This is a genomic window from Thermocrinis minervae (genome assembly GCF_900142435.1).
GTDB lineage: Bacteria > Aquificota > Aquificia > Aquificales > Aquificaceae > Thermocrinis_A > Thermocrinis_A minervae.
This window is the reverse complement of record NZ_LT670846.1, coordinates 1,295,112-1,316,138: the sequence shown is the minus strand read 5'-3', so window position 1 is coordinate 1,316,138 and position 21,027 is coordinate 1,295,112. Positions and strand designations below refer to the sequence as shown.

Genomic DNA, 21,027 nt, shown 5'->3' with positions numbered 1-21,027 from the left:
TGAAAGCCTAAGAGGTATCCCAAAGAGGAAAAGGATGGTGATCAAACCAACAAAAGCTAGAAAGAGTATGTACTTCAAAGCTCTATCTCCGCATGTCTTGAAGCGTGGCACTGGATGTTTACAGCAACGGGTAGGGATGCTATATGGCAAGGGTAGAGCTCTACCTTGACGTCCACAGCAGTGACTGTTCCTCCAAATCCCATAGGACCTAGTCCAAGCTTGTTTATTTCCTCAAGGAGTTCTTCCTCTATCCTTCTTGCGACTGGGTCAGAACTTCTCTCTCCTATGGGTCTAAGAAGGGCCCTCTTGGCAAGTAGAGCACAGTATTCAAAGTTACCGCCTATACCCACACCTACGGTTAGCGGAGGACATGCATTAGGTCCTGCAAGCTTTACCGTCTCTAGGACAAACTTTTTTACACCCTCCCAACTGTCTGCAGGCTTGAGCATAGCTAGGCGGGACATGTTTTCTGAACCTGCACCTTTCGGTGCAAAGGTTATCCTTATCCTATCTCCTGGTACAACCCTGTAGTGGATTATGGCGGGTGTGTTATCCTTGGTGTTCTTCCTTTCAAACACAGGGTCGTACACCATAGAAGCCCTCAGGTAGCCTTCTGTGTAGGCTCTCCTTATGCCTTCGTTTATGGCATCTTCTAAGGATCCACCCACCACGTGTACATCTTGCCCCAAATCAACAAAAACCACGGCCACGCCCGTGTCCTGACAGTAAGCCATCTGCTCTTCTCTAGCTAGCTTGGCGTTTAAAAGTATCTGGCTTAGGACTTCCCTTCCCACCTCAGACTCTTCTTCTTTGAGAGCCCTTTCAAAAGCATGCACTACATCCTCTGGAAGCTCGTAGTTGGCCTTTATGGCTATACTTCTGACGGCTTGAACTATATCTTCATACCTTACTTCTCGCATTTAAAAGCTCCTCCACTGTCTTGAGGTTTCTCTTCACAGACTCTACTGACCTTTCCCACATCTGTCTTTCTTCAGGCAACATGGGTATTTTAATAACCTCTTCCACCCCACAGTTGCCCAACTTTACAGGAACTCCCACGCATACGTTCTTGGCTCCATAGTACTCCCCATCTTCCTCATCCAAAAAGACAGAGCAGGGAAGGATCCTCTTGTTATCCGTCACTATGGCCTCTACCATCTCCACTATGGCGGCAGCCGGAGCATAATAAGCGGACGTTCCCATTAGGTCCACTATCTCACCACCTCCAAAGCGCGTTCTTCTGATGAGCTCCTCTATCTTTTCTCTAGGCAGCATGTTTATCAGGGGTATGCCACCTACGTTGGATATGGAGATGAGTGGTACCATCTCGTCACCGTGTCCACCTATGACGTAGGCATGTATGTCTTTAGGCGAAACCTTTATCTCCTGGGATATGAAGGTCTTAAAACGTGCAGAGTCAAGCACTCCAGCCATTCCCATCACTCTGTTTCTGGGGAATCCGAGTATCCTATAGACGGCGTACGTCATAAGGTCTACGGGGTTAGTGACCACTATCACCACAGAGTCTGGTGCATACTTCTTTATCCTTTCAGCTATGATGGCGAGTATAGATATGTTCTTTTCAAGGAGGTCTTCTCTGCTCATACCTGGTCTTCTAGGAAAGCCTGCTGTGATGACTACTATATCGCTGCCTTCTAGAGCTTCATAACCTTCACCCTCGGGTGTCACCGTGTACCCTTCTACCTTGGCATCTATGTCTATAGCGGCGAGCATCTGTCTTATATCTAAGGCTTTACCCTTGACGGGTTCTATGATTCTATCTCCGTCCTTCTTTGGTATGTCAAACATACGAACGTCTACAAGACCTCTGAGTGCCAGAAGGCTTGCTACGTGTTCTCCTACATTCCCAGCACCTATTACCGAGACTACCTTACGCATCTTCATGTCTGTACCCCCACCTTCTGCTTGTTCTTTATCCAGTTAAGCAGTCCACCAGCCATCAGGACAGAGATCTGCTTGGGTGTCAGGTTGTACTTGCATACTATTTCCTCTCCTGTGGTCTTGTTTACTACGATGATCTCTTTACCTTCTTGCAACCTTTGTATAAGGTCCGGTATTAACACCTCATCACCAAGAGTAAACTTTTCATAGTCCTTCTTGTCCACGAACTCTAGGGGTAACACGCCAAAGTTTACTAGGTTAGCATGGTGTATACGTGCGAAGGACTTAGCTATTACCACCCTGACGCCCAAGAATCTAGGTGCCAACGCTGCATGTTCCCTAGAAGAACCTTGTCCGTAGTTCTCACCGCCTATTATCACATTTGCCCTTCCAGAGTCCCTTACCTGCTTTGCTCTGCTTACAAACTCTGGATCCACGTAATGGTACACGTACTCGCTTATGGCGTAGATGTTGGACCTCAGCGGTAGTATCTTTGCACCAGCTGGCATTATGTGGTCGGTGGTTATATTGTCTCCAACTATAAGAGAGGCTACACCGTCTATGCTTTCTGGGAGACTGTCAAACTCGGGTAGAGGCTTTATGTTTGGCCCCCTGTATATCTCTACCTTCTTGGCTTCTTCCTCGGATAGTGGTTCGATTATGGCCTCGTCTCCGTACGGGAACCTTTCGGGCATCTCAACCCTTATCCACTTTATACCTTCCTTCTCTGCTAGCTTCCTTGGGTCTATTATATGGCCTGCTATGGCAGCGGCGACGCAAACCTCTGGTGATGCAAGGTAGACCTTTGCATCCGGTGTTCCAGACCTACCTTCAAAGTTTCTGTTGAAGCTCCTGAGTGATACTCCACCGCTTGGTGGTGCAAAACCCATACCTATACATGGACCACACGCGCTTTCTAGTATCCTGGCTCCAGCCTTAAGGAAGTTAAGAAGTATACCGTTCTGAGTGATGAGCTCAAGGGCTTGTTTGGAACCTGGAGCTACTGCGAAGATGACGTCTGGGTGTACTTTCCTTCCCTCCAAGAGTTTGCCCGCTCGGGTAAGATCCACGAAGGATGAGTTGGTGCATGAGCCTATGACCACCTGGTCCACCTTTATGCCTTCTACCTCTCTTACAGGGACTACGTTGTCAGGGGAGTGAGGACATGCTATAAGCGGTTCAAGCTCTGAGAGGTTTATCTCTATAATCTCATCGTATTCAGCATCTGGATCTGGTAGAAGCTCTATCCAATCATGCTCTCTCCCTTGTGCTCTAAGGTAAGCCCTTGTTATCTCATCGGAGGGAAATATGGAGGTGGTAGCTCCTAGTTCAGCTCCCATGTTGGTTATTGTGGCTCTCTCCGGTACCGAGAGTTCTTTTATACCCTCTCCAAAGTATTCGAATATCTTGCCCACTCCACCCTTCACAGAAAGTCTTCGTAGGAGCTCAAGTATTATGTCCTTTGCCGTCACCCAGTCTGGTAGCTTCCCTGTTAGCTTGACTCCTACTATCCTAGGCATCTTTAAGTAGAAGGGTTCTCCTGCCATAGCCGCTGCAACGTCAAGGCCACCAGCGCCTATGGCAAGCATGCCCATACCACCTGCTGTGGGTGTATGAGAATCTGATCCAAGCAGGGTCTTACCGGGTTTTGCAAACCTTTCCAAGTGTACTTGGTGGCATATACCGTTTCCAGGTTTGGATAGGTATATTCCATACCTTTTGGCCACCGTCATAAGATACTTGTGATCGTCAGGGTTTTTAAAGTCCGTCTGGAGCATGTTGTGGTCTATGTAGCTTACAGATAACTCCGTCTTTACTCTGTCAACGCCCATTGCTTCGAACTGAAGGTAGGCCATAGTACCCGTCGCATCCTGCGTCAGAGTTTGGTCTATCTTTATGGCTATCTCTTCTCCTGGTATGAGCTTACCGCTTACTAAATGACTTTGTAGTATCTTGTATGCCACTGTACCCTTCGCCATAGAATTCCTCCTTAGGTTTTCAAAAACTTATGACCTATATTATAACAATCAGCAAAAGTGGTACAAAGGCAAGGAGTTTCCACCAGCCACTGGTAAAGTAAAGCACTAGGGCAGAAGCAGTCGTGCAGAAGAAGGATCCAAGGGCAGAAGCTTTTAAATTTAATAGAAACCCGAGGTTTGACATAACCCTTATGCTCTCTATGGCGAGCTTACCGAGTATTTCCAAGGGAAAGGAAGGGAGGCTAAACAGTGTAAAAAGGTCAAGGAAGGAATAAACGGTGTAAGGCGTAAGGATAAGAGAAGCCGGAGCGGTGAGCAGTATGCTCATGGGTGTAGTCAGTGAAAAGCTTGCTACTAATGGTGCCGTGCCCAGGAAGGCAAATATAGACACCCAAAAGGACATAAAAACCTTGTTCTGGATGGGTGCTTCTTTGATCGATAAAAGTATGAAGAGGGTGGCAAAAAAGGAAAGCCAGAAGGAGTAAGACTGGAGATATTCAGGAAACACAAAGAGTATAATAGCTCCGGACACAAAGAGTATAGAAACGTAATCGGGCCTGTGGTCTGAAAGCTTGGCCATCACGTAAAGAAGGAACATAAGGAAGGCTCTCAGCACAGGTGGTTCTGTCCTTACCACATAGAAGGTGTAAAAAAAGGAAAGTATTAGGGAAAGTATATGCCCATAAGGGTAGGGTAGAAATCTGTAGAAAACCATGAATATCAAGGCTATGTGAGATCCGCTTACCACTAGGATGTGAAGAAGGCCACTCTCCCAAAAAGACCTTTGTACCTCTAGGGGTAGAAGGTCTGCATCCTCTCCGAAGATGTACGCTTTTGTAAAGTCCCTCACGAGCGGATCCTTTACCTTCTCTTCAAGCTTGCTTATAAGCCTTTTCCTTATTCCGTCCTCGTCCCATGCATCTAGTATGTCCTCGGAGTTCGCACTAAGGTATATCCTTCCATCCTTTATCTTCACCCTTGCATCCACTTCGAGGTGATCTTTACCTAGATTGTGAACACCTCTGAGTGTGAGATAAGCCATTTTACCCTGTAAGTCCATAAGGTCCCCGCCTTCCACTAGCACCTTAACCTTTAAACCTGAGTCTTCTGCCTGCGGAATGCCGTCAACCCTCAGATAAAAAACACCCTCATCGGAAAGATCCGGTAGTTTATCCTTCAGGTTAACGAAAAGCGAAAAGATCAAAGAAAAAATCAGGAAAAGTAAGGCCCTCAGGTGATTCCTAGACATGTAGTAGATACTGTAAGAAAGTTCATCCTTACGCCCTCTGCGTCGTAAGCCTGTTTTAGTCTTCTTATGAACTCATGTCTTACAATACCCTGATAATCTGAATTCAACACTCTCAGTGTTACGTTTAGTTTTATACTATTTTCTCCAAATTCTGTAAACCTTACAACAGGTTCAAAGTTGGGATCCGCACCTTCTACAGACTTTTGCACCTCTTTAGCCACCCCAAATGTAATCCTCTCTACTTTATCAAGGTCTGAGTTATAACTCACGTTTACTGGAATAGTAATGTTCATGCTTTCTATAGGCTTTCTGTAGTTTATCACTATCATGTTTACCATCCTTGAGCTGGGAACTATCACTAGATTATTATCCGCACGCTTTATGACTGTGTTCATCCAGGTTATGTCTATAACGTAACCTTCCTCTCCGTTTTCAAGCCTTACAAAGTCTCCGATCTCTATCTGCCTTGAGGAGATTATACTCAAGCCTGAGAAGAAGTTGCTCAAGGTACTCTGTAGTGCCAAGGATACAGCCAAAGCTCCCACACCTAAGGTGGTCACAAGGTGAACAACGGGTATACCAAACAAGTTTAAGACGCTTATAACACCAAGCAGGACTATAAAGCCCTTTATTAAAGCAAAGACTACATTAGCAGAAGGTAGTTTTAGTCCAGCTCTTCCTGCATAAAGTTTCAAAGCCTCAACCGCTAGATTTGCCAAAAATATAGATACAGAGAGGATAAAGCTAGCTAGTACGATCTTTTCTACATGAACTATGTACTCTTTTTGAGTGTGTCTTAAAAACTGTAAGCTAACGTAAAGAGGAATAGCAAATACCAAAAAGAGAGATGGAAATCTTATAGTCTTTAACATCAAATTGTAAACAGCGTTTTCAGATCTATTAGTTAGATATTTTAGTAGGGTGTACCTCAAAAGAAGAAGAGCCAAAAAGCTGAGCAAAAAAGCTACTACAGGTAACAGATCTCTCATGGTATATAATTTACAACACGGTGAAGGTAGTCATAGTAGGGAACGGACCTGCCGCAGTAAGTGCTATAAAGGCTTTCAGAAAAGTAGACAAGGACTCTGACATAGTAGTACTCTCTGCGGAAGAGTATCCTGCGTACGCCCCAAACTGTATGGAAAACGTCATAAGAGGGGACATAGGTGATGATGCCCTTTTTTACGCTGGAGGCTTTTCCTTCTACGAGAAGTATAAGGTAGACCTCAGACTCGGCAAAGAGGTGGTAAGCATAGACAACAAGAAGAAGATTATCTATGTAAAAGGTGGGGAGGAGGTAAGCTACGATAAGTGCCTTCTGGCTGCAGGTGCCTCTGCCTTTATACCACCCATACCAGGTGTTGAACTGGGTGGTGTGACCACAGCTAAGAGTCTGGACGATGCCAAGAGGATAAGAAAATGGATCTTAGAGGGTAGGGTAAGAAGGGTAGTGATAGTGGGGGCCGGACCCATAGGTATAGAGGATGCCGAAACTCTAAGGTATATGGGACTTGAAGTCTCTGTGGTTGAAGTCTTTGATAGAGTACTTCCTAGAATGTTGGACAAACATATGGCAGATCTTTACATGAAACCTTTAGAAGAGGAAGGCATAAGATTTTACCTAAACTCGCAAGTGGTAGCTTTCCATGGTGAGGACGGTTGGGTAGAGGCCGTAGAGATAAAGAAGCTAGGCTCCGACAGGAGTATATACCTTCCGGCCGATATGGTCATACTCTCTACCGGTGTAAGACCAAGAACGTACCTCGTTGAAGGAACAGACATAAGGCTCCACGTGGATGAGATAAAGGGTAGGGTGGTAGGTGGAGTACTAGTAGATGAGTACCAGAGGACCTCGGATCCGGACGTGTATGCAGCTGGTGACATCTGCTCGGGGATAGATGTCTTTGGAAGGCACAGGTGGATAGCCCTATTTCCAACGGCTCAGCAGGCCGGAGCCATAGCAGGCTATAACATGGCAGGCTTGAAGGTAAAGAACCCTGGTCTAGTAGACTACAACGCAGTCAAGACAAGGATGGTGACTGCGGGTAGCGGTGGCCTCTTTGAGGAAGCGGACGAATCCCATACCTTTGAGCTTGATAACCAGATAATAAAAATTTTCCTAAGGGATGGTGTTCTTATAGGTTATCAATTTGTAGGATTGCCGAAGGTTCTAAGTGTAAACAAGAATAATCCTTTCCTTAAAGATTCTATTACCTTTAAGTTTACTGGCCAAGGGCTTGAAGCTTCAGGTGTTCTCATGCATCACTTTATGCGCTACAGGGACAGAAAAGTAACTCAGAAGGTTCTATCTGTGATAAAAAACGGTGCTCTCAGATCTTTAGCAAATCCCAGTCATGATATACCTTTGTTTAGCCTTTAGTGGGTACCTCTTCTTAAGATTAAATTGAGAAGAATTCGTTGGTATAATACACCCTTATGGAGCTTATAACGATAGAGGATTTCCAAAAGCTTGACATAAGGCTAGCAAAGGTATTGTCTGCAGAACGTGTAGAAGGCTCGGAAAAGCTTCTTAAACTAAGACTATCCATAGGAGATGAAGAAAGAACAGTAGTAGCTGGTATAGCAAAGCACTACACACCTGAAGAACTAATAAACAAGAAGATACTTTTCCTGGCAAACCTAAAACCAAGGAAGATATTCGGGATAGAATCTCAAGGAATGGTTCTTGCTCTGTCAGACGGAGAGAAGCTCTCCTTGATAGTACCGGATGTAGATGTAAAAGAAGGATCAAAGGTAAGCTAACTTTTCATGAAATCTTCACAGTGTTGGCGTATATTTTATTGTGTACTATAATCGAGATAAGGAGGTGTAAAAGATGAAGAAAATAGCTCTAGCATCCGCACTCTTCGTTGGTCTTACCTTATCCCTGGGCAACGCTCAGGAACTTACAGACCCTTGTGGAAGCCCAAAGGAAGTCTTCAGTAAGTACCTTCTGGACAAGTGCTACAAGAACTACTTTGATGCTATAACTGGAGCAAGTAAAAAAGCTGACGAAGCCATATCTAAGGTAAACGATCTTGAAAAGAGAGTAGGCAAGCTTGAAAACATAGCTGATGATCATGAGAAAAGGATAAGGGCTCTTGAAGGAAGACCAGTTCAAGAAACCAAGTCAACTACAGAACAAGCTACTGCACGTAGCTTTGAAGCAACAAAGGTGGGTACTGTTCACTTTGCTTTCAATAAGTTTACGCTATCCAAGAAGGCTGTTGATGAGCTTAAAAATGTGGCACAAAAGCTGAAAGATGAGAAAGGAGAAGTTCTAGTTGTAGGCTTTGCAGATAAAAGAGGTACAAGCAAGTATAACTTTGATCTCTCTATGCACAGGGCACAGATGGTTGCCAGTGAGCTTGTAAAGCTTGGTGTGGACGAAAGTAGGATAAGAATAACCGCCTACGGTAAAGAGCTTGCCCAGAAGTTTGGAAAAGAGTTTAGGGCGCAGAGAGCTGTAGAGATCTATCTTGTTAAGTAATCCTTTATCCTCTGGATGCCCTCTCTAAGGGCATCCTCATCCTTTGTGTATGAAAACCTAATGTAAAGGTTTGTCTTGTTAAAACCGAAGTCTACACCTGGAGTTACAGCAACTCTGGCCTTTCTTAGAAGTTCCAACGAAAAGTTATAAGAGTCTGTGGAGTACCTGTCTATGCGTGCCCAGATGTAGAAGGCTCCTTCAGGTTTAACCTCTATGTTGAAAACGTCCTTCAAACCTTCGTATAGTATGTCTTTCCTCCTTCTGTATATCTCTCTCACTCTAGAAAGGTACTCGTAGTCAAAGGCCCCAAGCGCAGCATACTGGCTTAGCGCAGGTGCGGATATGTAAACGTTTTGTATTACCACGTCTGCACTTCTTACCAGATGTTCTGGTAGTACCATCCAGCCTAGTCTAAAACCTGGCATGCAGAAGAATTTAGAAAAACCACTTATAACTATAGCACTGTCTGAAAACTGCAAAGCAGTTGTCTCCTTTCCTTCATAAACAAGTCCGTGGTAAATCTCATCCGATATAAAGTATGCCCCCTTTCTCTCGCAGAGTTCGATAAGTTTCTTTAGGTTTTCCTCCGAGTATATGGTTCCTGTAGGGTTTGAAGGAGAAGAGATATGAAGGACATTGAAGTCTAGGTCTTCTATCATCTCTGGCAGTATTTGATAGTTAGTGGATGCATCCACTGGCACAAACACTGGTTCTACGTCAAGAAGGTGAGCAAAGTTCTTATAGCAAGGATAGGAAGGATCCGCCAAAACTACTTTATCGCCTTGAGATGTGAGTATAGCGTAGGCAACTAGGAAAGCACCTGAGGTTCCCGTGGTTATCACTATCCTCTCAGGCGATACCTCAACACCGTAATACACCTTGTAGTGTTCAGCTATCTTCTCTCTTAGCTCCCATATACCAAGGGAGGGTGTATAAAAGTACTTCCTTTCCCTTATGGCTCTGTTTAGGTTTTCTATGACTCCAGGTGGTGGATCTAGATCCGGCTCTCCTATCTCCATGTGTATTACATCATCAATTCGCTGCGCTTCTTGGTAGATGTCCATCACTATGAAGGATGAGATCTTATCTATCCTTCTCATCCTTTATACTCTTTAGTATCATCTTTGCTATACCCACTCCACCGGCTTCGGCCAGCTTTCTGCTTAGGCTGTCTATAAAGCTATCGTAGTACATCCTCTCTTGAAAGCTCTTATTTTCTAGCACCGGCTTAAGACCCTCCTTTAGAAACTCCTTAAGTAGGATGGCTTCAAACTCCTTTGCCAACTCCTTCTTGTCCCTTTTTACAGTATCCAGGTAGTTGCTTGAGGGGAGAATAAAGTCAATCTTCATCTTTAAACATCTTGTAGACTGCTGAGAAGTCTAACTCCCCTAAACCTTTAAACCTGGCCAAGCCGTAGGCTTCTTTTACATTCTGAAGGGTCATGGTGAAAGCTTTTATATCCTTTACCAAGTCCTGGGCATAGTGTAGATCCTTGTATATAAGGTCCACGGAGAAGTGGGTTTCAAAGTCTTCTTCCAGAAGCTTCTGCTTTTTTACGTCTAGTATGTATGACTTCCCTGCTCCGTTGGAAAGCACCTCTATGATAAGGTCCTTGGGAAGGCCAGCCCTTTCTCCCACGGCTATGGCTTCGGAAAGAATCTCCATGAAACCACCGAGTACTATGTTATTTATAAGCTTGAGCTTGGTGGCGTTACCTACAGGACCTACATACATGATGACCTTACAGAACTTTTCAAAGACAGGTCTGTTCTCTTCAAACTTCTCCTTGTCACCACCCACAAGTATAGTAAGCTCTCCCTTCCGTGCTGGTATGACGCTTCCGAGTATAGGGGCATCCAGATAGAAGGCACCTCTTTTCTCCAGTTCCTGCTGAGCTTCTACCACGTACCTGTAGTGGTTTGTGGTCATGTCTATTATTGTCTTTCCTTCAATGGGTCCTTCCACCAGGCCATCCTTGCCGAATATAACTTCTTCTGATGCTTGACTGTCAAACACTATCAGGAACACCCTATCCACTTGGGATATGAGCTCCTTGGGCGAGTCAGCTACTTGGAAGCCAAGCTCTTGGGCTTTCTTCTTGGTTCTGTTCCAGACTAAAAGCTCTACGCCCTGGGACGATAATCTCTTGGCTATCTCTTTACCCAAAGAACCTAAGCCTATGAAACCTACTTTCATTGATAACCCCTTATGCTTGTTTTACCGCTGTGACATGCAACACAAGATACTTCATTACCTGCCTTAACTATTAAACCAAAGCTTTCAGCTATACGTTGATGTTTTGAGTGGATGCTTTCAAGGGGCTTGAACTTCCTGAGTTGAGGTATGTCTATACCCTGGTGGCATTGATAGCATGTAAACATGGCCTCCTTCCAGAGTTCTACAGCTTTGTTCTTATCCTTTGATTCTATCGCTTTTGGTAGTTCCGAATAGAGTATGCTGTTCCTCTTTTTCACCACGGCCTTTATGTCATCGTTCCAGTTTGCCACCATTGGAGCCGCCAAAGCCATGTTTTTCCCACATGCAGAAAGCCCTTGAGGACTTCTTATCAGCCTAAGAGCTGCATCAAACTCTCCTTTTTCTATGTAACCACGCAGAGCTACGAAGGAGAAGAAAGTCTTGTATGCACCCGCTTTGAAGTTGAGCCTCACATCTGCAAGATATTTACCAGCTTTGATAACATCCTCCTTGGTCTTCCCACCTACTAACATTATGTTCTTGCCATCCTTCTGGATTACCTTTATGGTGGGCCCTTCAAACTTAAGGCCTAGCTCTTTCACTACGGAGTTGTTGGTACCCACTACTATAAGGTTTTTGTAATCAAGGGATTTTAGTCTTTCATCGTTTACGAGAAGCTCAGGAATTCTAGACTGCTTTACGTCCTCCACTGAAAAACCAATGTCATCAGTCCACTGGCCTAGGTAGTAGGCTATCTTACCAGCCAAGGCAACCACATCTGGATCTTCCTTCTTGCCGTAAACTATAAGCACGTTTGGAACAGCTACGTCAGAGAGTGTGGCAGGTGTTCCACTCCAAACTGTAGAGTAGGTTATATAAGGAAATAATCTGTCTGCAAAGTTAGGGTCTATCAAAGGCTGACCTAAGGCTATGCCAGACATGGACAATAGGAGTAGGAGCTTTTTTCTCATGGCTTGTAACTCCTTTTTTTTCTTGGAGCGGGCGACGGGACTCGAACCCGCGACCTGCTGCATGGCAAGCAGCCGCTCTACCACTGAGCTACGCCCGCTTTCAGATTTATATTATAAACTATGTTTGCGATTTTGAAAAGGGATCCTGTAAACAGGCTTAGAGCCCTACTGGGTGATAGAAAGGTAAACACCTCTATAGTAGAAAGAAAGCTCTACTCTTACGATGCTACTCCTATACCCATAGAAAGGTCTGTTCCGCTAGGAGTGGTGTTTCCAGAAAACAAAGAAGATGTGATAAAGCTCGTGGAGTTCTGCTATGAGGAGAACATAGCCATATTCCCAAGAGGTGCTGGTTCTGGTCTAACAGGTGGGGCTGTACCTACAGTGGAAAAGAGTTTTGTCGTCTCCTTTGAAAAGATGGATTCCTTCAAAGTGGACCTTGAGAACAGTGTAGTGTACGCAGAGCCCGGAGTTGTAACTGCGCATCTGCAGGAGTATGTGGAAAAGCTTGGCCTTTTTTACCCTCCAGACCCTTCCTCCTATAAGTACTCTACCATAGGGGGTAACTTAGCCGAGAACGCAGGTGGACCGAGGTGTTTAAAGTACGGAGTGACTCGCAACTACGTGCTAGGACTGGAAGCAGTCATAAAGGAAGGTAAGGTTATAAAGCTTGGTAGTCCAGTCATAAAGAACGTGGCAGGTTATGATCTTATGGGTCTGTTTGTAGGTTCGGAGGGAACTCTTGGTCTTATAACAGGTGCAACCCTGAAGCTTATACCAAAGCCTCAAGAGAGACTTACAGCTCTAGCTGTGTTTCAAAGCTTGGAGGACGTAGGAAAAGCTGTGACCAAAATACTTACCTCCGGTGTGTTCCCTTCAGCTCTTGAGTTTATGGACAGGGATGCTATAAGGGCAGTGGAGGACTTTAAAGGAGTAGGTCTACCAAGGGATGCAGAGGGACTACTCTTAATAGAGGTGGATGGGACACCAAGCGGCGTAAGGGAAGAAATAGGAATGGTAGAAGGTATACTGAAGTCTATGGGTGTTGAGGTAAAAGTTTCCTACGACAAGGAAAGCTCCGAAAAGCTCTGGACAGCTAGAAAGAGCTTAGGTCCAGCCCTTGGAAACCTCAAAAGCGGCAAGATAAACGAAGACATTGTAGTACCCAGAAGCTGCCTGGCTGAGTTCCTTCCACGGGTAAGGCAGATAGCTCAAAAGTATAACCTTATGGTGGCAGTTTTTGGTCACATAGGTGACGGAAACTTGCATGTAAACTTCCTGTACGATAAGTCCAACCCAGAAGAAGAGGAAAGGGCAGAACAAGCTGTAGATGAGCTCTTTGAACTCACCCTGTCCTACGATGGCTCTATAACAGGAGAGCACGGTGTGGGGCTTACCAAGAAAAAGTTCCTAAGCTGGCAGTTTGGTCAGGTAGGCATGGAGCTTTTAAGGGACATCAAGAGAAGCTTTGATCCTAAAAACCTCTTCAATCCTGGGAAGGTGTTTGACCTTTAAAGATGCTTGCCTCTGTGCTCGTAATAGATGACGAAAAGTCTATAAGGCTGACCCTAAAGGAAATACTAGAAGAAGAGGGATACCTTGTAGAGACAGCCCAGGATATAAAGGAAGCGAAGGAGAAGATATCCAAAGCTTACTTTCATACACTCATACTTGATCTTTGGTTGCCCGATGGTCTTGGTTTTGAACTAATAGAATACACCAAGAAGAACCTTCCAGATGCGAACATAATAGTCATCACAGGCCATGGTAAGATAGAGGACGCCGTAAAAGCTATCAGAGAAGGGGCTTACGACTTTATAGAAAAGCCCTTCTCTACAGAGAGACTACTCTTAAGCCTAAGGAGAGCTGTAGAGGATGTGCTAAAGAAGCGCCAGATGTTCCAGGAGATGGATCAGCTCATAGGAGAAAGTCCGCAGATGCTGCAAGTAAAGGAACTCATAAGGAAAGTATCCCAATCGGATGCGAGTGTGCTGATTCTGGGTGAAAGCGGGACTGGTAAGGAGCTTGTAGCCAGACTCATCCACAAGCTTTCAAACAGAAAAGACGGACCCTTTGTAGACATAAACTGTGCATCCCTACCTGATGAACTCCTTGAGGCAGAGCTCTTTGGCTATGAAAAAGGAGCTTTTACATCGGCAACTAGTAGGAAACAGGGCAAGCTTGAGCTCTCCCACGGTGGAACCCTCTTCCTGGATGAAATAGGAGATATGAGTCTTAAAGCTCAGGCTAAGCTGCTGAGAGTGTTAGAGACGAAGAGCTTTACAAGGCTTGGTGGCACACAAGTAATACATTCAGACTTTAGGCTGGTAAGTGCTTCCAACAAGGACATAAAGAAGCAGATGCAAGAGGGAAGCTTTAGGGAAGACCTGTACTACCGTATAGCCGTCTTTACCATAACACTACCCCCTCTAAGGGAAAGGGGCAAGGACATAATACTCCTGGCTGAACACTTCTTGAATTACTTCTCCACAAAATATGCAAGGCCTACACCTTACCTTACAGAGAACGCCAAGGAGATACTCCTCTCCTACCCCTGGAAGGGAAACGTCAGGGAGCTCAAGAACCTCATGGAGAGAATAGTCATACTGCATCCAGGTGATAAGATAGATGAGAGGTTCCTGTCTGGGCTCTTAAACCCTTTAAACAGACCCAACCTAGAGTCTCTTCTTTCGTACAACGATCTTAAGAAGGCACGCCAAGAGTTTGAGAAGATGTTTATAGAGGCTAAGCTTAAGGAGTACAACTACGACGTTAAAAAGGTTTCTGAGGTTATAGGCATAGACTTGTCCAACCTCTACAGAAAGATAAGAAACTACAACATACCCATAAAGTCTGCTTGAAAAGATTGACATACCGACCGGTCAGTCTGTATAATTACAGCACTATGTGGATATACCTGTTCCTTATAGTAGTCCTCCTTTTAGGCTCCTGTCAAAAGAAGGAGGAGGTAAAACAGGTCAAAAAAGCCGTAACAGTCAGCGTGTACACAGTCAGATCTGAGCCTGTAGAGGTTTCATATCAACAGAAAGCTTACCTAGAAGCCGTGAAGGACGTTTATGTAAAACCCGAAGTAAGCGGAAGAATATTGAAGCTCTATGTGGATGAAGGAAGCTTTGTCAAAGCAGGACAACCTTTACTCGCCATAGACCCTTCCGATTACCAAAACACCCTCTCCCAACTGAACGCTCAGCTTTCTCAAGCTATGGCCAACTACCAAAACCAGAAGGCTATAGTGGAAAGAAGGAAATTCCTGTACGATAAGGAGCTCATTTCCAAAGAGGATTATGAAAACGCTCTTACGCAGCTTAAGGTATACGAAGATACCATAAAAAGCATACGGGCTCAACTAAACAACGCTAAGCTTATGCTGTCAAGAACTCAAGTGAAAGCACCCTTCTCTGGTTTTATAGCCCAAAGGCTAGTAAACGTAGGAGACTATGTGACTCCGGCAAGTCAAACCTTTAGGCTTGTCACCCTAAACCCTATAAGGATAGTCTTCCAAGTTCCACAGGAGATATATCCCTACGTAAAGGAGGGTTCGGTGGTTGAAGTGGATGTGGAAGGAATAGGCAAGTACAAAGCAAAGGTTTACTTTGTTTCCCCTGCTGCAGATCAAAGCAGACAGCTCACCGTTAAGGCACAGATGGAAAACCCAGAAGGAAAGCTAAAGCCAGGCATGTATGCTCAGGTACAGATACCCTTAGAACAAAGGATTGCCTTTAAAGTACCGGAAAAAAGCCTCGTGCTCTTCGGCAACAGATACATCCTGTGGAAGGTGGAGAACTCTAAGGCAAAGATGGTACCCGTCACTAGGATAGTAAAGCAGGAGGAAGGATACGCTTACGTTGAAGCTCCACTCAAGGATTCTGATAGCATAGTTACGGATAACGCTTACATGCTGCAGGAAGGTGTGCAGGTGGAAGTAAGATGATGTTCTTATTGCTTTTATTCCTTCTTGGAATTTCCTATGCCATAAGCTTAGAGGAAGCTGTGGAGGTAGCCCTAAAGAACAACACTAGTGTTAGGATCTCAGAGCTTGATATAAGGAAGGCAGAACAGGCCATAAGACAAGCAAGAGCAGGAATACTTCCACAGGTCAACTTATCCTACTCTTACACCAGGCTTTCTGACTCCCTTGCATACGGTTTTACTCCCAAGGACAGACAGAGCTACCTTATTGGTCTAAACCAGACCATATTTGACAGATCTATTTTCACAGCAATAACCCTGGCCAAGGATTCCATGGAGCTAAAGAAGCTCGTCCATGAGGATGTTAAAAGGACGGTAGAGTATCAGGTGAAGAGCCTTTTTTATGCGCTCCTTTATAAGAAAAAAGTGGTAGAGCTTCTGAAGGAGAACCTCTCTTATTGGGAGGAGAACTACAAACTTGCCCAAGCTAAGTACCAGGCTGGCATCCTTACAAAGGTGGACCTTATACGTACCCAAGCACAGCTTGAAAGCGCAAAGGCAGCCTTAGAGCAGGCAAAAACGGACTACATAAAAAGTTTAGAGGATTTTAAAAATCTCTTGAAGGTGGACTCAATAACGGAGCCTGAAGGAGAGCTTTCCTACTCACCCTTTGACAAACCTCTTGATATCCTTCAGGAAGAGTTGCTGAAGAACAACAGTACCCTAAAGGTTGAAAGGGTCAATTACAGGGTTTTACAAAGACAGGTGGAACTAGCAAAGGCGAGCTACTATCCTACTCTGAGTGCAAACCTAGGATACCAAGGAAGTACCGGAAAGAAGAGCTTCTCGGGAGGTACTCAGTGGATAGAGGGGTACACGGCGGGCGTATCTCTTAACTATAAGATCTTTGACGGCTTTGCAAGGGATGCAAACGTAGCACAGGCACAGATAGACCTCCTTAAGGAAGCTCAGAACTTAAAAGACGTAGAGAGTACTCAGCTTACACTTCTGCGTAAGGCCTACGACGATCTACAATCCTTGAAAACTCAGATAGATGCAACCCTTAAATCTCTAGAGGCTTCTAAGGAGGCTCTCAGGCTCTCCACTGAAAGGTACAGGTACGGCATAACCACGCTCCTCGAGGTGTTAGACGCCAGGAACAATTACAACACTACACTCCAAAACCTCTACCTTCTTTATTACAACTACAACAGCACGCTTGCCCTTATAGAGAGGCTAACGAGATGAATACAAAGGAGAAGATCTTCCAAAGCGCAAAAAAGCTCTTCATGGAAAGGGGTTACTTTAACACCAGCGTGGAGGAGATAGTAAAAGAGGCTGGCATTTCAAAAGGTGGCTTTTATTTCTACTTCAAAAGCAAGGAACACATGTTTAAGGAGCTACTTCAAGCAAATGTACAGAAGCTTTTCAAAAAACTGGAAGAATACAGAAGGACGGATCTTCCTCTAGAAGAAAAGCTCAAGGAGATACTTAAAACCATGCTTGAGAGCCTCTATGAGGACAAGGAGGTGGGCTTTATCTTCTTCTTCCAGCTTGTAGGTTCCAGCGAAGAGTTTAGAAAACTCTACTTTGAAAAGAGCAAATACATACGTTCTTTATTCCAGAGGTTGATAGAAGAGGAAGCTCAAAAGGGCAGTATCTGTAAGGGTGTTGACCCAGAAGTGATAGCAAGCTTACTCTTGGGGCTTATAAGGGTAGTGTACCTTGACCTACTTCTCAGGCAAGACCTTACCTTAGAAGCATCTAAAGAAAAGGTACAGAAGGGAGTAGAAATAGTTATGCGAGGTATAAGATGCTAGCGGTGCTTTTACTTTTGAGTTTCTTCTGGTTTGGTATTGGTTTGACTCTAGAGGATGCTATAAGGTTAGGTCTGGAAAACAACCAAGAAGTCCAGGCTCAAAGATACCAACTTAAAAGGTACCTCTACGAACTCAAAGCTGAAAGAAACCTCTACCTTCCTAAGTTTTCCCTTAACTTCTCTTACAATACCCTTTCCGACAAACAGTATATGAACGTACCCATCTTTGGAAGCATCCCAGCCACCAAGAGAGACTTTAAAAACTTTGAAGCAAGCCTGACAGAGGTGCTTTTTGATGGCGGACTAAGAGGTGCAAGGGTTTCTATAGCAGAGAGCAGTGTAAAAGTAGGTCAATACCTGCTTGCAGAGAAAAAACAGGATGTAGCCTTAAGGATAGCTCAGGCTTACTTAGACGTACTTTCCATGGAGGAGGTCCTTCAAGCCTACCGTAAGCAAGAACAGGCTATTCAAGAACAACTTCTTAGGACGGAAGCTTTCTTCAAGCAGGGACTTGTGGCCATAACGGACGTGCTCCAGGCAAGGGTAAGACTATCTGAGGTAAAGAGAGACTTAAGGGACACTCAGGGAAAGCTGGATGTAGCCAAGGCAAACCTTGCATCCCTCCTTTACGTACCCGAGGAGAATCTTGGGAAGGTAGAGCCCCTAAAGGTATCCCCTCAAGATGTGTCCTTAGAGCAAGCTATACAAACAGCACTCGCAGAAAGACCCATCATCAAGGCTTACGCAGAGTCCGTCTACCAGGCTAGACAGCAGGCAAAGGCTCAGCTTAGCTTGTTACTACCTTCTGTGATTCTCCAAGGTAAGTACACTTACTCAGATCAGAATCCCATTGTAAGCCCAAAAGGGTTTTACTCTTTGGCCCTTGGCGTAAGCCTTCAGTGGCAAGGTTTTGAAAGCTACTACAGAAGGCTCGCCCTCCTAGAGGAGGAAAAAAAGGCCTTGTCTGAGTTAGAGGACATAAAACAGAAGGTAACTTTGGAGGTTAAGAGTGCGTACCAGGAGTACCTTACTGCAAGGGACAACTTTAGAGTGGCTGAAGATTCTCTCAGGTATGCAGAAGAATACTACAGGCTTTCTCTGGAGCAGTATAAGAACCAGATAATAAGCTCCACAGACCTTCTTCTTGCAGAGGCAAGCCTTACGAAAGCGCGGGTTGACAAGACCGTGTCCTACTATAACTACCTGAAGGCTTATTACAAACTCCTTAGGTCCATGGGGGTATTTCCATGAGTAGACAGCAAAAGCTGGGCATACTCCTTCTAATAGCTCTTATTTTCGTGTTTTCTTTGTTCGCTTTTAGGTGGATAAAGCACAGGATGGAATACGCTATAACAGACGCGGTCTTTGTGAAGGCTGAAGAACTCACAAACCTGGGCTTTATGGTCTCTGGAAGGGTAATAGGCATGTACAAAATGTCCGGAGATACGGTAAAGAAAGGAGAGCTTTTAGCCCTTATAGACCCGGAGGATTACAGACTTAAACTACAAGAGATTGAAAACAGAATAGAGAGCCTAAAGGCTCAAAAGCAGATGCTGGAGGTTCAGAGGAGTAGACTCGGAGGAGAACTTGGTAGCTCTCTGGGTGCCTCCGAATACTCTCTCAAAGGTGTAAGACAAAAGGTAGAGGCGTTGAAGTATCAACTCTCGCAGGTAGAGACAAACTTAGAGCAGGCCAGGAAGGACCTAGAAAGGTACGAAAACCTCTACAGACATGGTCTTGTACCAGCTAGGACACTTGAAGAGTATCAAACACGCTACAAGGTGTTGAAAGATCAAAAAGAGAGTATTCTGAGAGATATAAGATCTTTAGAGCAAGAGGAAGGGAGGGCTCTTGAGGGTGTCTACGCATCCAAGTCAAAACTCCTTCAACTCAAAGAACTCTCCTATCAGATAGAATCTTTGGATAAGGAGATAGCATCCTTGGAAAAGCAGAGGGACTTGCTCAAAAGACAGCTTGAGTATACGGAGCTTAGATCACCCTTTGATGGCTTTGTGGCCAAAAAATACGTAAGCGTGGGTGATGTAGTCCAGGCAGGAAAGCCCGTCTATGCCTTGGTAAATCCTAAAAGTATGTACGTGGAGGTGCTCCTTGAAGAGACAAAGCTAAAGGGTGTAAAAGTGGGAAACAAGGCTTACGTGAAACTTGATGCCTATCCCAACATCACCTTTGTAGGAGTAGTGGAAGCTATAAGCCCTGCAAGCGCTGCTACCTTTGCCCTGGTACCCAGAGATGTGTCTGCTGGAGAGTTTACCAAGGTGGTACAGAGGATACCCGTGAAGATAAGGATAGTAGAAGGCCCTGTAGAACTCCTTAGAGTAGGAATGGGGGGCGAGGTGGAGATAGAAAGGAAGTAGTACTATTCCTCCACCTTTATGGTTATGAACTCTACCCTTCTGTTGGTAAGACGTCCGATGGACGAGTTGTTTGGTGCTATGTACCTCTCTTTACCGTAACCTACCGTCTGTATCCTGTCACGAGAGATACCGTTGCTTATAAGATAGTCTGCTACCGTCTTTGCTCTCTTTAGAGCTAGCTCGTTGTTGTATTTCTTAGAACCTATATCATCGGTAAAACCTTCTATCCTTACCTTCACATTGGGGTTCTCCTTGAGGAACTTTACCACTTCATCAAGGACTGGTATGTACTCCTTCTTTATAGTAGCTTTGTTGAAGTCAAAGTGGACACGTGCAACTACCTTTATCGGTTCTTCTATAACCCTCCTCTTTTCTACCTGTATTTTAGCCTCTTCCTGTTTCACTTCAGGAGTTTTTTCAGCTACAGGTTCCAATCTTTGAGTGTAGCAATAGAGATTCTCCTTTGCGGCTTTTTCTACCTTGTCCTGAGCTGTTGTTATATATCTCTTTAGACTATCCATCATCAAATCGACAAGCGTTTTGTTGTAATCTTCCTTTTTGAGCTCGTATACAAGACCTTCATAGTAAGCTTCCGCCCACGCGAGATCTCTCGGTGCACATCTGTCTGCCTTATTTTCTTTGAGGTACACAAGCTTTGTGTAAAACTCTTCTAGTTGCGGAGACTCTGGCTTTTCTATCTTTTTCTCATTAGACTTGATATCCTCCACCATCTTCATAGACTCGTTCAAGCTTCTTAAAGAGAACACTTGGCCACCTACAAAGTCCATATTGTAGGTAAACATTTGAGCGATGTTAAAGTAAGCCCTTGCCTTCTCATAAGAGTACGGATTCTTTTCAGCAGCTCCTTCTCTATAGGCTTGCTGTATACCTTTCTGAGCTTGGTAAAGGTAGTCGGAGACGTAAAACCTATCTCCGTCTTGTGCAGACGCAAAGAGTAAGGAGCTAAGGCAAGCTATTAGGATTTTTTTCATACTTCCACCCTCCGGAAAAAGATTATATAATTATATATGTCAAGGGGCGGTAGCTCAGCGGGAGAGCGCCTGCTTGGCGTGTAGGAGGTCGGGGGTTCAAATCCCCTCCGCTCCACCAAAAAG

At 44.7% G+C, this 21,027-nt stretch carries 20 protein-coding genes and 2 tRNA genes; 11 read left to right on the top strand and 11 right to left on the bottom strand.

The features are described from left to right. Positions 1–74: 74 nt before the first annotated feature. Genes B5444_RS07365 through B5444_RS07345 form a run of 5 tightly spaced genes read right to left on the bottom strand, consistent with a single transcriptional unit; the run spans position 75 to position 6,119 of the window. Positions 75–920, bottom strand: coding sequence for a fumarate hydratase (locus tag B5444_RS07365; protein ID WP_079654564.1), 846 nt, complete (start codon positions 918–920; stop codon positions 75–77). Then, positions 901–1,905 carry a malate dehydrogenase gene (locus B5444_RS07360; protein ID WP_079654563.1) on the bottom strand — a complete coding sequence of 335 codons (1,005 nt, stop codon included), beginning with the start codon at positions 1,903–1,905 and terminating at the stop codon, positions 901–903. Before B5444_RS07360 ends, B5444_RS07365 begins: the two co-directional genes overlap by 20 nt. Further along, positions 1,902–3,881 carry an aconitate hydratase gene (locus B5444_RS07355; RefSeq protein ID WP_079654562.1) on the bottom strand — a complete coding sequence of 660 codons (1,980 nt, stop codon included), beginning with the start codon at positions 3,879–3,881 and terminating at the stop codon, positions 1,902–1,904. Before B5444_RS07355 ends, B5444_RS07360 begins: the two co-directional genes overlap by 4 nt. 34 nt (positions 3,882–3,915) lie before the next feature. Then, positions 3,916–5,085, bottom strand: coding sequence for a ComEC/Rec2 family competence protein (locus B5444_RS07350; RefSeq protein WP_172838447.1), 1,170 nt, complete (start codon positions 5,083–5,085; stop codon positions 3,916–3,918). Between the two features lie 26 nt (positions 5,086–5,111). Next, the gene (locus B5444_RS07345) at positions 5,112–6,119 is read right to left on the bottom strand and encodes a mechanosensitive ion channel family protein (protein WP_079654560.1); all 1,008 of its coding nucleotides are present in this window, start codon (positions 6,117–6,119) and stop codon (positions 5,112–5,114) included. A gap of 20 nt (positions 6,120–6,139) precedes the next feature. Here B5444_RS07345 and B5444_RS07340 point away from each other — a divergent pair, with 20 nt between their 5' ends. From B5444_RS07340 to B5444_RS07330, 3 genes are all read left to right on the top strand, one after another. Beyond that, a complete protein-coding gene (locus B5444_RS07340) occupies positions 6,140–7,510 on the top strand; it encodes an NAD(P)/FAD-dependent oxidoreductase (protein ID WP_079654559.1) in 1,371 nt (456 codons plus the stop codon). A 56-nt stretch (positions 7,511–7,566) separates the two neighbouring features. Beyond that, a complete protein-coding gene (gene metG / locus B5444_RS07335; protein ID WP_079654558.1) occupies positions 7,567–7,893 on the top strand; it encodes a methionine--tRNA ligase subunit beta in 327 nt (108 codons plus the stop codon). Positions 7,894–7,966: 73 nt separating this feature from the next. Beyond that, positions 7,967–8,620, top strand: a complete 654-nt coding sequence (locus tag B5444_RS07330) for an OmpA family protein (RefSeq protein ID WP_079654557.1) — start codon at positions 7,967–7,969, stop codon at positions 8,618–8,620. On the opposite strand, the gene B5444_RS07325 is transcribed toward B5444_RS07330, so the two are convergent. The 5 genes from B5444_RS07325 to B5444_RS07305 all read right to left on the bottom strand — a co-directional run bounded on the left by B5444_RS07325 (position 8,605) and on the right by B5444_RS07305 (position 11,886). Then, positions 8,605–9,720, bottom strand: coding sequence for a pyridoxal phosphate-dependent aminotransferase (locus tag B5444_RS07325; protein WP_079654556.1), 1,116 nt, complete (start codon positions 9,718–9,720; stop codon positions 8,605–8,607). The genes B5444_RS07330 and B5444_RS07325 overlap by 16 nt on opposite strands. After that, a complete protein-coding gene (locus tag B5444_RS07320; protein ID WP_079654555.1) occupies positions 9,704–9,970 on the bottom strand; it encodes a rod-binding protein in 267 nt (88 codons plus the stop codon). Before B5444_RS07320 ends, B5444_RS07325 begins: the two co-directional genes overlap by 17 nt. Further along, positions 9,960–10,817, bottom strand: coding sequence for an NAD(P)-dependent oxidoreductase (locus B5444_RS07315; protein WP_079654554.1), 858 nt, complete (start codon positions 10,815–10,817; stop codon positions 9,960–9,962). The genes B5444_RS07320 and B5444_RS07315 overlap by 11 nt, the downstream gene beginning before the upstream one ends. Then, positions 10,814–11,788 carry a cellulose biosynthesis cyclic di-GMP-binding regulatory protein BcsB gene (locus tag B5444_RS07310; protein ID WP_079654553.1) on the bottom strand — a complete coding sequence of 325 codons (975 nt, stop codon included), beginning with the start codon at positions 11,786–11,788 and terminating at the stop codon, positions 10,814–10,816. Before B5444_RS07310 ends, B5444_RS07315 begins: the two co-directional genes overlap by 4 nt. A 23-nt stretch (positions 11,789–11,811) precedes the next feature. Continuing rightward, positions 11,812–11,886, bottom strand: a tRNA-Gly gene (locus B5444_RS07305). 22 nt (positions 11,887–11,908) lie between these two features. On the opposite strand from B5444_RS07305, the gene B5444_RS07300 reads away from it, so the two are divergent. The 7 genes from B5444_RS07300 to B5444_RS07270 are packed head-to-tail and all read left to right on the top strand — an operon-like array spanning position 11,909 to position 19,912. Beyond that, positions 11,909–13,303 carry an FAD-binding oxidoreductase gene (locus tag B5444_RS07300; RefSeq protein WP_079654552.1) on the top strand — a complete coding sequence of 465 codons (1,395 nt, stop codon included), beginning with the start codon at positions 11,909–11,911 and terminating at the stop codon, positions 13,301–13,303. A 2-nt stretch (positions 13,304–13,305) separates the two neighbouring features. After that, positions 13,306–14,649: a sigma-54-dependent transcriptional regulator gene (locus B5444_RS07295; protein WP_079654551.1), complete on the top strand. Its 1,344-nt coding sequence runs from the start codon at positions 13,306–13,308 to the stop codon at positions 14,647–14,649. 44 nt (positions 14,650–14,693) lie between these two features. Then, the gene (locus tag B5444_RS07290; protein ID WP_079654550.1) at positions 14,694–15,740 is read left to right on the top strand and encodes an efflux RND transporter periplasmic adaptor subunit; all 1,047 of its coding nucleotides are present in this window, start codon (positions 14,694–14,696) and stop codon (positions 15,738–15,740) included. After that, complete coding sequence (locus B5444_RS07285; protein WP_079654549.1) at positions 15,737–16,966, top strand: TolC family protein; 1,230 nt, start codon at positions 15,737–15,739, stop codon at positions 16,964–16,966. The genes B5444_RS07290 and B5444_RS07285 overlap by 4 nt, the downstream gene beginning before the upstream one ends. Continuing rightward, positions 16,963–17,538: a TetR/AcrR family transcriptional regulator gene (locus tag B5444_RS07280; RefSeq protein WP_079654548.1), complete on the top strand. Its 576-nt coding sequence runs from the start codon at positions 16,963–16,965 to the stop codon at positions 17,536–17,538. The genes B5444_RS07285 and B5444_RS07280 overlap by 4 nt, the downstream gene beginning before the upstream one ends. Beyond that, complete coding sequence (locus tag B5444_RS07275) at positions 17,532–18,788, top strand: TolC family protein (protein ID WP_079654547.1); 1,257 nt, start codon at positions 17,532–17,534, stop codon at positions 18,786–18,788. Before B5444_RS07280 ends, B5444_RS07275 begins: the two co-directional genes overlap by 7 nt. Beyond that, positions 18,785–19,912, top strand: coding sequence for an HlyD family efflux transporter periplasmic adaptor subunit (locus B5444_RS07270; protein ID WP_079654546.1), 1,128 nt, complete (start codon positions 18,785–18,787; stop codon positions 19,910–19,912). Before B5444_RS07275 ends, B5444_RS07270 begins: the two co-directional genes overlap by 4 nt. Positions 19,913–19,914: 2 nt before the next feature. On the opposite strand, the gene B5444_RS07265 is transcribed toward B5444_RS07270, so the two are convergent. Beyond that, the gene (locus B5444_RS07265) at positions 19,915–20,904 is read right to left on the bottom strand and encodes an OmpA family protein (RefSeq protein WP_079654545.1); all 990 of its coding nucleotides are present in this window, start codon (positions 20,902–20,904) and stop codon (positions 19,915–19,917) included. Positions 20,905–20,947: 43 nt separating this feature from the next. Here B5444_RS07265 and B5444_RS07260 point away from each other — a divergent pair. Next, positions 20,948–21,022: transfer RNA gene (locus tag B5444_RS07260), tRNA-Ala, on the top strand. Positions 21,023–21,027: the final 5 nt, after the last annotated feature.